Here is a 14,693-nt window from a genome sequence, read left to right on the forward strand (position 1 = left end):
CGATGTTCGAGATCTACTCCATTGGCGATGCCGCCTTTCTGACCCAAATCCTCAATGCCGTCGCCGCCATGACCGGAACAGGCGATTTTCGCCAACTGGTCGCGGTCGGTTTGGTGGTCGGCATCATCCTCGGCATGTTCCAGGGGCTGGTGAACAATACCCTCTATTTCGGACGTCTGTTCATCGCCATGCTGATCTATCTGCTGGCCTTTGGCACATCCGTATCCGTCACAGTGGAAGATGCCTACACCGGCTCGGTCCGGGTGGTTGATAATGTCCCCATTGGACCCGCTGCTGTCGGCGCGGCCATGTCCAATGTCGGCTATGGCGTGACCCGGCTGATGGAGCAGGCGTTCTCCACGCCGTCCATGACCGGTCAGGGCTTTGCCGATGCGTTGCAGACGCTGGCTGGCGTCCGCAAGGCCACGCTGTCCCGCGCTTCCCTGGGCGCGGCCAATGCCCCGGTGTCCGGCACCGATGTCGAAGGCTCACTGGTCAACTATGTCGCCGACTGCGTGCTGGCGGATGTCGATACCCAGCGCCGCACCCTGGATGACATTCTGACCGCGCCGGATGTGACCACCGCGCTGGCGAGCAGCAACGTCGCCTTCACCACCCTGTATTACGAGGGCGGTGTGCCTCAGACGCTGCGCTGCGATCAGGCCTGGTCGAGAATCAGCAGTTTTCTGCCAGCGTCTTTCCTGCCTGCCGTAAAAGACACCCTGCAAGCGCGCTTCGGCGTCGCGAGCACCGCCGATGTCGAGGCCAAACTGCAAAACGCCGTCGATGCTCTGGCTGGTGCTGGTCGCGATGCGCAGGATTATGTGCTGATGTCCGCGGCCTTGGGCTGGCTGGAGAAAGGCATTGTGCTGACGCACGAGAACCGCCTGCAATGGGCGGCGGCCACCTCGGTGCAGCAGGCCATCGCACAACGCAATGCCCAGTGGGCGGCGGAGCAGGCGCTGTTCATGAACATCGTGCGCCCGATGATGACCTTCTTCGAGGGCTTCATCTACGCGGTCGCGCCCTTGATGGGCTTTGCCGTTGCGCTCGGTCCGATGGGCATTAGCCTGACCGGCAAATGGCTGCTGTTCGCGCTCTGGACCCAACTCTGGCTGCCGGTCCTGGCGGTGACCAATCTCTACCTGATGATGGCCGCCGGACGGGATCTGGATGCGTTGTCGAACGTGGCCCAGTTGGAGCCCTTTTCCTTCTATGGGCTGATGCAGCTCGATTTGATTCTGCAGGACTGGCTGGCCACCGGCGGGATGCTGGCGGCGGCGACGCCAGCCATTGCGCTCATGCTGATCTATGGCAGCGCCATCACAGCCACCCATCTGGCCGGGCGGCTCCGGGGAAGTGACCATATCGATGAAAAAGGGCTCTCGCCCAGTGTCAGCTCAACAGCACCGGCGCTGGCGATCAGCTCGGGGTATCAAAACACCCCCTATGCCGGAACGCTCGCGACCGGGGCCGAGTCCATTTTGCCGCGTTTCGATCTGGGCACCCAGGCCAGCCGCGAGTCAGCCATCACCGAACAAGCGTTGCAGCAATCCTCTCGGCAGTTCCTGTCCAGCCTGGGGCAAACAGCCTCAATGTCAGCGGCGCACAATCGCGAGTCCTTCTCGCAGCGCGCCTTGGGCTTTGACTATGCGGCCAGTGCCAGCGAGACCGACAAGACGCTCCATAGCACCGGCAGCAGTTTGTCGCAGCAGTATGCCCAGACCGGCCTGTCGTCTAACCAGATGACGGGGCTGCTGGCCAGTGGTGTTGGACTGGGCGGCGGTGGGCGCTCAGGCTCCGCCATTGCCGGGGAGTTGTCAGGGCAATTGCGCGATCAATACCAGGTCAGCGACCAACTGGCCGAGCGGGTCGCCGATGACATTGCCACGCGCGTGACCAGCGACACCGGCTTCCAATCCAGCCTGGCCTCGTCCGTCAGCGCCGATGCCCAGCAGGGTCTGCGCAGCGTCTTCACGCAGGGACTCAGTACCCAGGACAGCGCCCAGTTGCAGCAGAGCGCGGCCGATGTGGTGCAGGACAGCCGTTCGCATCAGCGGGCCGAGCGGTTGTCGCAATCCGCGGCGGCCTCGGGCAGTTATGGCGCGGCCGAAGTCGGGCAACGCCTGGCCGGCAACCCGGCGCTCGCCGGTCAAGCGTACAGCGCTATCGACCGCCTGGGTCTGACCGGCGATCACCAGCGGGTCAGCGACTGGTATAGCGCCATGGGCGTCTTCGCCAATCCCGAGCAAGCGCGCGCGGCGGCGGCCATGCACTTGCTGGCCGGCTATGCCAAACCAGACCGGGCGTTGAGCGGCGAGGAGCGCTTGCAGGCACGCGAGACGGCTTTCTCGATTCTGGGCGATGCCTTCCAAGGTCCGGGTGGTACCGGGGCGAATCCAGCCATGGGCGCCAGACTGCATGGGGCGGCCGGCGGCTTTGGCGGTACCCATGATCAGGTGCTCGGCGCGGGACTGCATGACCCGCGTGCGCAGGTGGCCGGACTCGACGGGCGACTGGCCGAGAACTTCCTCGGCAATGCGGCGCTTGGCGGCGGGGAGGCCGTCAATCGCTTTCATCAGAACGCCCAGGGACAGCTGAGCCAGTCACAGGCCCGGCGCGAGGCCATGTTGGCCGAGCAGCGCTCCGATTACTGGGAACGCCAGATTCTCACCGAGGCCAACAGCCATCGTTCCCCGGCGGAAGCCACCACGGATCAGCTCGCCGGCGGCATTGGTCATCTGCTCCAGCGCGGCATCATTCAGGGCGACCGGGCGGTGGCGGCCTTCAATGGGTTGCTCGGCGGCCTGCAAAACGGCGAAGGCTGGTCCGGTGCTGTCGCACAAGCGCGCGAGCAGTATGGCAACGCCATTGATGGGCTGGCGTCCTATCAGCTGCAAAGCTTGCCCGACAATGCCCTGACCGCCACCCAGGAGGCGTTTTACCGCGACCAGGTGGACAACGGGTTGCTGGGCAACTCAGCTTTGGGGCAAGCGCTGCGCTTTGATGGACCAGAACAGCAGGTCCTGCGCGAGCGGCTGGTGGAAGAGCATGGTCCGGATCTGGGACCGGCCATTGCAAATCAGTTGAGCCAGGCCGCCAATAGTCTCGACAACAGCAAGCTAACCGAGGTGATGGCCTACAACCGCGCGGAAGCCGATGCCGCCGAGGCTCAAAAAAAAACTGAGTCGCTAGCGCCCCGCTTGCTGCCAGGGACTGCGCCGGCTGGTCTGATCAATCCAAGCGTCTCCGGCGGTTCCGCTGGCGCGGTGCTGGATCTGATCGCCGAGCCGGAATCGCGTGGCAACTACAACGCGCTCTTCGGCGATGCTGGCCAGCAGCAACTGCGCCTCACGGATATGACCTTGGAACAGGTCCAGCAGGTGCAGCAGCAGTTGGTCGCCGAGCGCGGCGGCTCGCCGGTTGGGCGCTATCAGATGCTCGATGACACCCTGGGCGGCCTGATCGAGCGGATGGGCCTGAGCGGTCAGGAACGCTTCAGCCCGGCCCTGCAGGATCGCATGGCGCTGGTCCTGGCCGGCGATGCGGGCCTGTCCGCCTGGCAGTCCGGCCAGTTGTCGGATGACGCCTTTGCCAGTCGCTTGGCGACCATCTGGGCCGGGTTACCTAAAGACGCGACCAATCTTAGCCATTACGAGGGACAGGCGGGGAATCGGGCGCAGGTGGGCTGGACGTCGGTCCTACAGAACTTGGGAGCGGCGCGTCGCCCCCATGACTCACATGGGGCTTCTGTGGACACGGGCGACCGATCAAGCATGAGTGCAGCGCGCGGTCGGTGAGCATCAGGAGAACTCGTCGGCCAGCTCATCGTCGCGCAGATCGACCACCGGCACGCCGGAGCGACTGGCGGCGAGCAGGAATTCAACCCGCCCGATGCCGCAGAGGCGGCCGGCCTTTCCCGAGGAAATCCGGCCCTGTGCAAACAGTTTGGTGGCGAGCGGGAAACGCGCTTCCTCGGCAAAATTGGCCGGTAACTCGGCAGCGGTTGGCAGGCCCGCGACTGGCAGTTCAATCGTGAGTGTGTTGTGCATGGCGACCTCCAATCGGTTCGATAAGGGTATCACCTTGACATCCAAGGCCGCGCGATCCACGCCTGTTTGACCACCAGAGACAATTTTGTGCAACATCGCCATGACACAGGGGGACTCAGAGAAACCCAAACAGCCGACCGATGGCGTGCGCAACCATCGGTGCCAAGGATACGGGGAAGGAAAGATCCGATGAAAAGCAATCGCCAGCGCCGTGCCGAAATCAAGGCCAAACGCGCCCAACGGGCGATAAAGCGGCAGAAACGCTCGTCGCCGAAGGCTTGGTGGCATGAGCTTGGTGGCATGAGAGAGCGCCCGGCGCGGTCGCTGCGGCTGCGTTTTCCCTCGGCAGCATCGGCGGATGCTCGATGCTGATCAGGATCGCCGCCATGCCTTCCTGTCCTTCATGGTTTGTTTCACCATCTTGCCGAAGGCGCGGTCCTGTGACCGGCGCTCGGCGAGACTGGCGGAGTTGAAGCGGTCCTCCGCGATCAGCTTGCGCCAGCGCCGCAGGCGCGCAGGGTCGAGGTCGCCCCCGTCGATGGCCTCGCGCACGGCGCAGCCGGGCTCGGCCTCATGCTCGCAGTCGGCAAAGCGGCAGTGCGCGGCCAGGGCTTCGATATCCTCGAAGGTCTCGGCGATGCCGCAGGCGGCGTCGGTCAGCTGCAATTCGCGCATGCCCGGCGTGTCGAGCACCAGGCAGCCACCGGGAATGCGATAGAGCGCGCGCCCCGTGGTGGTATGGCGCCCCTTGGCATCGTCCTCGCGGATGGCCTGGGTCGCGATGGACTCAGTGCCGGCCAGGGCGTTGGTCAGGGTGGACTTGCCGACCCCCGAGGAGCCCAGAAAGGCGACCGTCCGCCCGGGTTGGCACCAGGGCGATAGCACCTGGCGCGGTTCATCCCCCCGCGCGTCCAGCGCCACGACCGGCACGCGCGCGGAGACAGCGCCGGCGGCGGCCATCCAAGAATCGGCATCCACCGCCAGATCAGCCTTGGTCAGCACGATGACCGGGGTGATGCCAGCCTCGAAGACCAGCGCGACATAGCGCTCCAGGCGCGCCAGGTTGAAATCCTGATTGCAGGAGCTGACGATGAACACCGTGTCGATGTTCGCCGCGATCAGCTGTTCTTGCCGGTTGGTTCCCGGCGCGCGGCGTTTGATCAGGCTCTTGCGCGACAGGAGCTGGCTGGCGTGCGCTCGGGCGCGATCCAGCAGCAGCCAGTCGCCCACGGTGGCGTCGGCGCGCGGTGGGATGAGCGCATCGATGTCGGGACCAACCACCTCCAGACCGCTGCGATGCACGGCCACGACACGCACCGGCGGAGTGTTGGATAGCGCCTCCAGGCTGAGCTGCTGCGCGAAAAAGGGCTCCCAGCCGAGGGCTGCGAGTGCGTGAAGCGGGGAATTGGCTGTTGTCATCGCAGGCAGGCGATTAGCCCGTGCTCAGGCGGGTGGTAAAGTCCCATGCGCTCGATGGAGTCTGACATCTCGACCGTTGCGGGAACATTGGGCGGTGGTGTTGTCATGGTCGGTGTGCCTGATCGCGTGTCGCGTGAAGAACCATCCCGATATCCGCTTCCGCCTGTCGTCCAAAAACGACCTCAGCTTCGCCGGCAGCAGCTGCCGGGTCAAGCGAGGTTGATGCAAGGACTCAACGCGCCCCTACACCCATCCACTCATTCGCAGGAGCCACCGATGCCCAATGCCCTCATGGTCATTCACCCCTACCGCGACAACGGCGCCTGGGTCTTCGACGATCCGGAGGCTGATCTTGTCAAGGAGCCCTTTGTTTCCGGCATGGATGACATGATCGACCGGATGGTGGCCGATCTACCCGATGCCGAGCTAGGGTTCCATTTGTATTTCTCGGCCGCGCCCTTTTCCGGGCTATCAGCTCGAGCTGATCTGGCAGCGCAAGGAATACGACGGCAACTGGTACCGCAGCGACACCCTCGACATGGAAGGCTGGCTCTGTCCGGCCTTGTTCAAGTATTTCGACAAGGCACCGAAACGGATTTTCGTCCAAGTCAAAGCGCTGTGATTCCAACCGAGATTTCAGCGAGCCGGAATCCCAGGCCGGTCGCGCCATACGCCAAGTAAGGAGGCCAACCAAACGGAGGCAGCCTCCGCTCCATCGCCGAAACCTCGGCACCAGCGGACATCAGAAAAACCGCGCGACGGCAGGCTTGGCGGTCCTTTCGCCGTTCACCCGTCATCATCGGAGCAATATTGTCATTCTAGCGTGTGAGGTCAGGATATGGCTCGAATCGCCCCAATCCATTTGACCGGCGCGAGGCCAAGTATCCTAGTGCGTCCTGGCTAGCCCTGGGTGGGAATGTTCCACGTGTAACATTCGACTATAAGTGTGGTATATACTGTTAGGCCATGAGGTCATCCCTCGCCAGTTTTAAGCCCCAAGTGGCATCATTAACGGATGATGGCTGACTTGCCCGTGCGCGCCCTTGGCACCCAGCCCCGCGATATCGACGCCCTCGGCGCGCCCGTCATGACCCAAAGCCGCCCGCTGGAGTCGGCGGGTCGGATGCTGGCATCATGGCCTTCCAGTCAGGGGACATCCGCATGACCTTCAGCGATCTTGTCGACATCGATGCCGTGCGCGAGCTCTGTCAGAGCTTCACCGCGCTGACCGGCGCCGTCACGGCCATTCTGGATCTCGATGGCACCATCCTGGTGGCCACCGGCTGGCAGCGCGTTTGCACCCAATTCCACCGCGTCAGCCCTCAGACCGCTGCTCGCTGTCGTCAGAGTGATACGGTGCTCGCCGGGCGGCTCAAGAGTGGCGAGTGCTACAACGTCTATCGTTGCCAAAATGGGCTGGTCGATGTCGCCGTCCCCATCCACGTCAGCGGTGAGCATGTCGCCAACTTCTTCACCGGCCAATTTTTCTTCGAGCCACCGGATCTCGACTACTTTCGCCGCCAGGCGCGCGAATTCGGCTTCGATGAAACGGCTTATCTGAAGGCGCTGGCGGAGGCGCCCATTTTCACCGAGACGCAAGTCCATGCGATGATGGACTTCCTCACCCGCCTGGCCCGGCTCATTGGTGAGATGGGCTTGGCGCGGACCCGCTTGGTCGAGGTCAACCGCGAGCTGCAGCAGCATCAAGCGCATCTGGCCGAGCTGGTGCAGGCGCGCACTGCCGAACTCTCCCGGGCCAAGGACGAGGCCGAGTCGGCCGATCGTGCCAAGAGTGCCTTTCTCGCGGTGATGAGCCATGAGTTCAAGACGCCGCTCGAGACCATCACCGAGACGTCCGCGCAGTTGCGCCATACGGATGGAAACGCGCCAGATCGCGCGAACTGGCTTGATGCCATCGACGCGGCCAGCGGTCGCTTGTTCGCCATGGTGGATTCCGTGCTCGATCTCTCCAAGCTCGAGATTGGCAACCTGGCGCTCGACCGCATCGACTTCTGGCTGGAAGATGTCATGGGTCGCCTGGCCAACGATATCGGCCCCAAGGCCGAGGCCAAGGACATCGAGCTGATCTTCGATCTCAGTCCGGACATCCCCACGGCACTCGTGGGCGATCCGCTGCGCTTTGGCCAAATCCTGTTCCACCTGCTCGACAATGCGGTGAAATTCACCGCCCCCGGCGGAGAGGTCGTGGTCCGAGCCGAAGCCTACCGGGTCTACTCGGATGCCGTCGTGGAACTTCACTTTTCAGTGCGCGACACCGGCATCGGCATCGCCGAAGACCAGCAGTCACTTCTATTTCGCCCCTTCGCCCAGGCGGAGATAGCGATGCCGCGCCGTCCTGCAGGGATCGGCCTAGGCCTGGTGATCGCCAAAAAGCTCGTCGAGCTGATGAACGGCGTGATCTGGGTTGAGAGCACGCCGGGTCAGGGCAGCCGCTTCGAGTTCACGGCGCACCTTGGCCGCCAGCCCGCTGATGCGCGCGCACTGGCGCAAGCCATGGCGCGCGTGCTGCTGCCCAGACAGATTCTGATCATCGATGACAATGCCACCGCGGGCCGCAGCCTGCAGCAGACCCTTGAGACCATGGGTTTCGGCATCGAGGTGCGCCCGGGCGGCACGGCCGCCATCGAACGGATGCAGGCGACGCGTGCGCCAGCCTTTGACCTTGCTTTTGTTGATTGGCGGATGCCGGAGATGGATGGCTTGGGGAGCATCCGCGCCATGCGGACTGCCCTCGGCGAAGCCCTGCCAGCCATGGTGATCATGGGCACGGCACCGGATTTGGCCGCGGCCAAACAAGCCATGCAGACGACTGCGACGCCAGGCATCGAGATCGCCGGTTATTTGAACAAGCCGGTCATGCTCTCGCCGCTGCTTGACCTGATGCGCGAGGTGTTGGGGCCGCGACGCGCCGAGCGGCAGGATCTGCCCCATCAAGCACAGCAGACCGCTGAGCCCTAACGCGACGCCGGCCAGCCATCATCACGTCAACAACAGCCGTTCATGCTTTCGGTCACCGCTGCCATCCGCAGCCCGGACACCGAAATGACCGAGCGCTCCAACCGCTCCCCTGGTTCGGTGGGAAAAACGTCAATAAGGTGGCCGCCGCCGTGCAGTTGCGCTTCAAGGTGCTGCATTCACCCTCGTTGCCGGAGGATATCCGTCGGCAGCTGACCCAATTAGCCGGACGGCGCATGGATCGGGAAGGGAATCTGACCTTCGCTGCGCATCGCTTCCACACCCGCGAGCGCAACCGCGAGGACGCGCGCGAACGCCTCGCCGAACTCATTCGAGCGAGGACTAACGGCGATAGACCACAAGGAGCAAGCGCCAAGCCGCTGACGTCAGCGCTTGCGCGGTCGTCAGCGAACTTCCGCCTCCTCGTCGCCTCGCGGCCGCTCGAGCTCGGCGCCAATCTCGATCCAATAGGGTTCGGCCGCGCAAGAACCGCAACCGTCCCAGACAGCGACATCATCGTGCATGGTCCGCACCTTTGATGCCGGAGCGCTGGTCACGGTTGAGTGACGGGGCGTGTCGTGGCGGGGTTGGGTGATCGGCGTTCGGGGCATGGTTATCCTGCTCGGTATTCGAGCACTGGCGAGACCGACGCGCCCTTGCATCGGTGACACATCAGCGCGGGCGACAATAACGATTGTGCGAAGGACTTGCCGGTCTCTTCGGTGGTGATGGCCGGCGCATCATAATAATTTCGATACAGCGAGCAAATCGGACAAGATCCATCAAACCGGCTCTGCTCGGCGGCGAAAAACCGCACCTCGCAGCGCCGGCACTCGAGCAGCTTCGCTGTGCCAATGTACAGATCGCGCGCGATGACCCAGCAGTGGGTGATGTCCAGGCTGTTCTCTATGCCTGCCAGCGTCCGACACAGATCATGGGCCGCGATGATGGTATGGATGTTGGGCTCGTGCACATCCAAGGCTCCATCCGCGGCCGCCCGGCGACAACAGCGCCAATAGGTCACCGCGAACAAGGACGCCTGCACCTGCCGCCGCCGGGAATTGATGCTCGTCCCGCCGATGGTGGGTAACTGCCCCGAGGGTGACGGCACGCCATGCAATTCCCGATACAAGGCCCGCAGGGTATCGCGCGGTATCCCGGTTTCGCGGTGCGCAATGGACACCCTGGCGCGTCGGGCGATCAGCTCCAGCGCCAGGCGCATGCGGGCATGATGTTCCAAAATCATGGCGCCTCTCCCTGCTCGATCCCCGTCGCCGCGCCCAGATTGCGCAGCAGCAAATGCAGCGCCGTGATGTCGCGCTCCGGCGCCTGGGTGCAGACCGCCAGCAGCTTGTCGGTCGTCTCCGGCAAGCGCGGCTGAAACACCGTCCCCGGCGTTGTCGCCAGCCGCTCGATGGCCTCCGGTGTCGCCTCGACCAGCCACCGGGCCAGCGTCGCATCCAGACCGAAGAGGGCCTCGACGACGCTATCCTGCCCCGAGCGGAGTAGATCCCGGGCGGTATGCAAATAGGCCCGGTTGAGCTGATGAATCGAGCCTACAAGCGACTCCGGAATGATCTGTTGTGAATGCATCGGTTATAGCCTCTGTGTCATGAAACCGTTGCGAAGAATAGGGAGCCACCGCCACCTTTCCCGCCCTGACTGGCGCGTTGCGTATCAGATGACACACAAGTATTTCCGCCATTAATGGAAGGGTTTCAGGTGTTACCGATTGCGGGGGGGCAGAACCGTCAATCAGCCAGCTTCAGTCCTTGCAGCAAGCGCGCGCGGGTCGGCGATAGGGCCTCGGCCGCTGGCGGGGTTGGTTCCGCGGGCACGATCGTCGCCGCCTGAGCAACCCCAGCCCGCCCGCCGCTCAATCCCATCAACGCCAACTGCCGCAGCCGTTCCGCGCGCCCCCGAGGCCGTAACCCCGCCACAGCGCCAAACAACTCCGGATGCAAGGCCGGCGACAGATGGACCTGCACCCGCAGTGCCTCAGCGTCCGCCATAGACGAAATACCCGCGCGCATTCGCTGTTACCGGATCACGCGGCATCTCCACCGGTACCGGGTCGAACAGCTCAGTGACCAAGGGCATGAACCAGGCACTGCCCCCACCGGTCACCAGAATCCGATCCACCGCCGTTTGCTCCCGGCGCAAGTCCTGGCGCAAGGCATCCAGCGCCACCCGTGCGGTCTGGGCCGATGCCTGCTGCAACGCCGGTAGCAAATCGACCCGCCGACCTTGGTACAGAATGGTCATTCGCCCCTCCGCCAGCGCGCGCTCGATCACCGCCACCGGCGGCTGACCCGATCTCTCCGCGCCGATCAATCCCGCCGCCGTCTCGAGCACCACGCTCATGGCCTCCAATGAAGTCCCGGTCGCCGTGCGGCGCAGATCACCCTGCACCAGCACCGCCCAATCGACCGAGAAAAAGCCGACATCCAGGATCAGCACCGTCCCCTCGCTGATCACGCCGATGAGCTGGTCATCTCCTTGCACCAGCGCATCGACAAAGGTACCGACCGGCTGAGCAATCACCCGCACCTCGGCGATCTCGACCACGCCGATCCCGGTTTCATGCCGACCCAGAAGCCGCGCCCGCAACGCCTCGCGCTGGCGGGGATCAACGGCCTGAGACACCGGCAAACCCGTCACCAGCCGATCAATGCGCGGAGCATTCACCAGCGTCAGAGCCGCCAGCACCAACGCGCGATAGGCATCGCTGTCGGCATAACGCGCATGCAGCGCCCGTGACCAGCCCGAGATCCGCGTTGGACGCACCCCGGCAATCCACGCCTGACCATCGACCCGCACCGGAATCCCGGTCGGACTGGCCCGGCTGGCGCCTTCCAACTGGACCGCGACATGCTCAACGGGCGCCGCCATCGCCGGCAGCACGCGAATGTCGGGCTGGTTTCCCGCCCGCCCGAAGGCGAGCTTCAAATTGCTGTAACCAATGTCGAGACCGACGACCTGCATGGAGACCTCCTCAAGGTGATAGGAACGACAGCGCAACGACGCGGCCCGGTCGGAGCGGCGTTCAGCCCGGACATTCAGCCCGGCTGACCCAACAAGCCCCTTTTCGCGCTGCGGCGAACGACAGGCCAACGACTGCGCCAATAGCCTCATCCTGCTCCCGGTGATCCCCTCGGAGAAACAACAAAAGCGACGGTAAATCAGACTCTTTCGTGGCTGCGGTTCGGTGACACCCCGGGCTAGGATGCAATCCATCAGCAGCGATAGGTGCGCCCGGACAGGACGCGGATAGGTGCAAAGGGATCGTCAACGGGCGGCGCAAGGTCCTGAGCCAACGACGAAACCGGTAGGTGGTTTGTGGGCTGGACCGATAGATGCGCACACCCGCTTCCGGGGGCCTTCAACGCCCTGGTGCGCACCTCGTTGCGAACCGCATAGATGCGCCGGGGAAACCCTGAGGCATAGATGCGCAGGGGGTCTGGCGACAGACCACAACAGACTGAGATACCGAGGAAATAACCGATGACCACCCCTTCAAGAGAGCGCCAGATGAGCAAAGATCGAGAAAGCACGCAGGTGCCCGCCCCGCCGGGAGCCCCCGATCAAGCCCCCACAACGCTAGGTGCGCCAGGGGGGTGTGCTCACCTAGTTAAGAGGTGGGCGACCCCAGATTCTCCAGAGGACGCAGCTGACCCAGAAACCCCATCGCTCGGCCGCCGCATTGAGTCGTTGCTCGGGTCCATGGACCAAGAGAAGGAAGAACTGCGCGTCACCGCCGAGACCCTCGAGGTCTCCACCATGCTGCGGCTGCGCGCCGAGCGCCGCCGTCGGGGCGTCGCGGCCAGTGCCGCGCGCTTAGGGGTGCGGTTGCGCGCGCCCCGGCGTCCAGGCGGGAACATCACCATTGAATGGTTCCGGGTCCAGCGCCGCGGGCGCACCCAATATCTGCCACGCGGCAAGGGTGACCGCTATCGCCGCTCGGGCTTCTACGGTGCCTTGTCCTGGGAGCGCGAGATCGCCATCGCGGCAGAACAGCGCCTGGGCGGCATTCGCCAGCGCCTGCGCATGATGAAAGAGGCCGAGCTGCGATTGCGCGAGTTGGAAACCGTCCTGGCCGAGCCCCTGGGTGCTGAGGGCTGGGAGGACGACATCGACTTCGGCCAGGAGGAACCCCGCGCATGAATGCCTGGTTACGACGTCTCTCATCCCGCCAACCGGACCCCGCGCCGACCGGCCAGACGGAGCCCAGGCCGCCCAATCCTCTCAGCGACGAGGAGATTCCCCGCTATCCGCCCTTCGTCAAGGGACTGCCCCTGCCACCCTTGCCGCAGCTCATGGCCACACAGTCCGAGTTGATCGCGCGCTTGCGCAAAGAACTCATGCTCGGCGATGACGATGATGGCACCAACCGCTGGGAGTCCTACCTGGTCCCGGTACTCGAACGCTACGCGGCCTTCGTGCATCTGATTCCGGCCAGCGAGGCGCATCACCACCGGGGTGCCGGCGGACTCTACCGCCATGGGCTCGAAGCGGCGTTCCATGCCACCCGCTCCAGCAAGGGGGTGATGATCGGCCTGGATCGCCCGCGCGTTGAGCGCCGCCAACTTGAACCCCGGCTGCGGGTCGCCGCGGCCCTGGGCGGGTTGTTCCATGATGCCGGTAAGGTGATTCACGATGTCACCGCCACCGACCGCGACGGTCGTTCCTCCTGGTCGCCGATTGACCAAGACCTGGACGACTGGGCCAAACAACGGGGCCTGGATCGTTACTTCCTGCATTGGCGCGAGCAACGCGCCCAAGGCGGGCATGAGGCATTCAACCTGATTGCGCTCAAGCGCATTCTGCCAGCACGGGTTGAACGCTGGCTGTCCCATCCGGACCCAAATCTCTACAGCGGCTTCCTGGCGGCTATCACCGGCGTGCCGCACAGCAGCCCGTTGGTTGAACTGGTCCGCAAGGCCGATCGGGTTAGCGTCGAACAGGACTTGCGCGAGCATCGCCTTGAATCCATCGACACCGCCGTTGGTGTGCCGGTGGACCGCTACCTGATCGACGCCATGCGCCGATTGCTGCATGACGGGCGCTGGACGGTCAACGTCCCCGGCGCGCGGGTGTGGCTGTTCGCGGATCTCGGATTACATCTGGTCTGGCCGGCAGCCGCCAAGGATATGAGCGAGCTGCTGGCCAAGGACCGGGTGCCGGGTATTCCGCGTGACCCCGATACCATTGCCGAACTGTTGCTCGAACGCAATCTGGCCGTCCCGCGCATCGACGCCCTCGGTCAGCATCCGACCTGGCGGATGGCGCCGGCGGTCTTATCGGGCGGGAACGAAAAGCCGGTTGAGCTGGCCATGCTGCGACTGAAAGACCCGGGCGTGCTGTTTCCCTTTGGCGCGCCAGGGACGGTGGAGCTGTGGTCGGCGCCGGAGGTGGTGTCACAGCCAGCGCGATCCGAGCCCCGGCGACCGTCTGAACCGTTGGTGGCCTCCCAGGACGCGCCTTCAGGCCAGCCAGCGTCCAAGCCAGCGTCTGTCGGGACAACAGTGCCGCTGGCATCGGAGCCATCGGTGGTATCGGCTGCGGGAAAACCGTCCGAGCCAAGCCCCGCTTTTTCACCAAACCCCTCCGCGGCCGCCATCGAACAAGCCCGCCGCTGGCTCACCGAATCTTCCACCAGTACCGCGCGCTTCGCACAGGCCATCGATTCCCTGGACAGGGATCTTCACACCCATACCCTCTGGCGCGATGGGCTCCTGTGGCTGCGCTACCCCGACTGGTTCGAGACCGCCGGCTGGCCAGCCCCGGAGGCCGCGCAGGCCCTGAGCGAGGACGGCTGGTTGGAGACCGATCCGCAAACGCCCATGCGCCGGGTGCGCGATCATGCCGGTCAGCGCTGGCTGGCGTTGCAGGCCGGCGTCTCTGATCGGCTGCATGTCCTGTTCGGAGAAGCCGCTCAGACCGACATCCATCCGCTGGCAAGCGCGGAATTGCCCCAGGCCTCCAGCCCGCCGCCCCAAACCCAGCCAGACGGCGAATCCGCCCGGGAACCAGCGGAGGACCCACACCTGATCGAAACCGTCATCCGAACCCTGACCCTCAAATACGGTCACGGCGATGGCGCCCAGGAGCAGGTGTTGGACCCGGACACCCTCAAGACCCTGTCCAAGGACACCCAACTCGGCATCTACCATCTGCGCGACCGCCTGCTGACTGATCCGCGTTTCAAGCAGGACCAACAACACCGCCTGATCGTGACGCTCTGAC

At 64.4% G+C, this 14,693-nt stretch carries 12 protein-coding genes; 6 read left to right on the forward strand and 6 right to left on the reverse strand.

The genetic code is table 11. The annotated features are described in order from the left end of the window. Nucleotides 1–2 precede the first annotated feature (2 nt). The gene (locus Thiosp_RS09975) at nt 3–3,800 is read left to right on the forward strand and encodes a conjugal transfer protein TraG N-terminal domain-containing protein (RefSeq protein ID WP_242518616.1); all 3,798 of its coding nucleotides are present in this window, start codon (nt 3–5) and stop codon (nt 3,798–3,800) included. 3 nt (nt 3,801–3,803) lie between these two features. On the opposite strand, the gene Thiosp_RS09980 is transcribed toward Thiosp_RS09975, so the two are convergent. Both Thiosp_RS09980 and rsgA read right to left on the reverse strand, forming a co-directional pair. After that, nucleotides 3,804–4,052: a UPF0175 family protein gene (locus Thiosp_RS09980; RefSeq protein ID WP_201067070.1), complete on the reverse strand. Its 249-nt coding sequence runs from the start codon at nt 4,050–4,052 to the stop codon at nt 3,804–3,806. A 372-nt stretch (nt 4,053–4,424) separates the two neighbouring features. Further along, nucleotides 4,425–5,471 carry a ribosome small subunit-dependent GTPase A gene (rsgA, locus tag Thiosp_RS09985; RefSeq protein WP_201067071.1) on the reverse strand — a complete coding sequence of 349 codons (1,047 nt, stop codon included), beginning with the start codon at nt 5,469–5,471 and terminating at the stop codon, nt 4,425–4,427. Between the two features lie 276 nt (nt 5,472–5,747). Here rsgA and Thiosp_RS24935 point away from each other — a divergent pair, with 276 nt between their 5' ends. The 3 genes from Thiosp_RS24935 (at nt 5,748) to Thiosp_RS10000 (ending at nt 8,986) form a co-directional block, all read left to right on the forward strand. Further along, on the forward strand, nt 5,748–6,152 hold the full coding sequence (locus Thiosp_RS24935) for a hypothetical protein (protein WP_242518618.1): 405 nt from the start codon (nt 5,748–5,750) through the stop codon (nt 6,150–6,152). Nucleotides 6,153–6,605: 453 nt separating this feature from the next. Continuing rightward, on the forward strand, nt 6,606–8,450 hold the full coding sequence (locus Thiosp_RS09995) for a PocR ligand-binding domain-containing protein (RefSeq protein WP_201067072.1): 1,845 nt from the start codon (nt 6,606–6,608) through the stop codon (nt 8,448–8,450). A gap of 137 nt (nt 8,451–8,587) precedes the next feature. Further along, nucleotides 8,588–8,986 carry a hypothetical protein gene (locus Thiosp_RS10000; RefSeq protein ID WP_242518619.1) on the forward strand — a complete coding sequence of 133 codons (399 nt, stop codon included), beginning with the start codon at nt 8,588–8,590 and terminating at the stop codon, nt 8,984–8,986. Nucleotides 8,987–9,060: 74 nt separating this feature from the next. Here Thiosp_RS10000 and Thiosp_RS10005 read toward each other — a convergent pair whose 3' ends face one another. From Thiosp_RS10005 to Thiosp_RS10020, 4 genes are all read right to left on the reverse strand, one after another. Continuing rightward, nucleotides 9,061–9,693, reverse strand: a complete 633-nt coding sequence (locus Thiosp_RS10005; RefSeq protein ID WP_201067073.1) for a FlhC family transcriptional regulator — start codon at nt 9,691–9,693, stop codon at nt 9,061–9,063. Then, a complete protein-coding gene (locus Thiosp_RS10010; RefSeq protein WP_201067074.1) occupies nt 9,690–10,040 on the reverse strand; it encodes a flagellar transcriptional regulator FlhD in 351 nt (116 codons plus the stop codon). The genes Thiosp_RS10005 and Thiosp_RS10010 overlap by 4 nt, the downstream gene beginning before the upstream one ends. A 158-nt stretch (nt 10,041–10,198) precedes the next feature. Next, entirely contained in the window at nt 10,199–10,459 is a 261-nt protein-coding gene (locus Thiosp_RS10015; protein WP_201067076.1) for a hypothetical protein, read from the reverse strand. Continuing rightward, a complete protein-coding gene (locus tag Thiosp_RS10020; RefSeq protein WP_201067079.1) occupies nt 10,446–11,432 on the reverse strand; it encodes a ParM/StbA family protein in 987 nt (328 codons plus the stop codon). The genes Thiosp_RS10015 and Thiosp_RS10020 overlap by 14 nt, the downstream gene beginning before the upstream one ends. A gap of 738 nt (nt 11,433–12,170) precedes the next feature. Between Thiosp_RS10020 and mobI the strand changes: the two genes are divergently transcribed. Together mobI and mobH are read left to right on the forward strand one after the other, a co-directional pair. Then, complete coding sequence (gene mobI / locus Thiosp_RS10025) at nt 12,171–12,611, forward strand: conjugative transfer protein MobI(A/C) (RefSeq protein ID WP_242518620.1); 441 nt, start codon at nt 12,171–12,173, stop codon at nt 12,609–12,611. Next, nucleotides 12,608–14,692, forward strand: a complete 2,085-nt coding sequence (gene mobH / locus Thiosp_RS10030; protein ID WP_201067082.1) for a MobH family relaxase — start codon at nt 12,608–12,610, stop codon at nt 14,690–14,692. Before mobI ends, mobH begins: the two co-directional genes overlap by 4 nt. Nucleotide 14,693: the final 1 nt, after the last annotated feature.

Origin of the sequence: Thiorhodovibrio litoralis, assembly GCF_033954455.1 — a bacterium.
GTDB lineage: Bacteria > Pseudomonadota > Gammaproteobacteria > Chromatiales > Chromatiaceae > Thiorhodovibrio > Thiorhodovibrio litoralis.

Coding starts and splice junctions, on each gene's coding strand:
- Thiosp_RS09975 (WP_242518616.1), top strand. CDS start 3: ATGTTCGAGATCTACTCCATTGGCGATGCCGCCTTTCTGACCCAAATC.
- Thiosp_RS09980 (WP_201067070.1), bottom strand. CDS start 4,052: ATGCACAACACACTCACGATTGAACTGCCAGTCGCGGGCCTGCCAACC.
- rsgA (WP_201067071.1), bottom strand. CDS start 5,471: ATGACAACAGCCAATTCCCCGCTTCACGCACTCGCAGCCCTCGGCTGG.
- Thiosp_RS24935 (WP_242518618.1), top strand. CDS start 5,748: ATGCCCAATGCCCTCATGGTCATTCACCCCTACCGCGACAACGGCGCC.
- Thiosp_RS09995 (WP_201067072.1), top strand. CDS start 6,606: ATGGCCTTCCAGTCAGGGGACATCCGCATGACCTTCAGCGATCTTGTC.
- Thiosp_RS10005 (WP_201067073.1), bottom strand. CDS start 9,693: ATGATTTTGGAACATCATGCCCGCATGCGCCTGGCGCTGGAGCTGATC.
- Thiosp_RS10010 (WP_201067074.1), bottom strand. CDS start 10,040: ATGCATTCACAACAGATCATTCCGGAGTCGCTTGTAGGCTCGATTCAT.
- Thiosp_RS10015 (WP_201067076.1), bottom strand. CDS start 10,459: ATGGCGGACGCTGAGGCACTGCGGGTGCAGGTCCATCTGTCGCCGGCC.
- Thiosp_RS10020 (WP_201067079.1), bottom strand. CDS start 11,432: ATGCAGGTCGTCGGTCTCGACATTGGTTACAGCAATTTGAAGCTCGCC.
- mobI (WP_242518620.1), top strand. CDS start 12,171: ATGGACCAAGAGAAGGAAGAACTGCGCGTCACCGCCGAGACCCTCGAG.
- mobH (WP_201067082.1), top strand. CDS start 12,608: ATGAATGCCTGGTTACGACGTCTCTCATCCCGCCAACCGGACCCCGCG.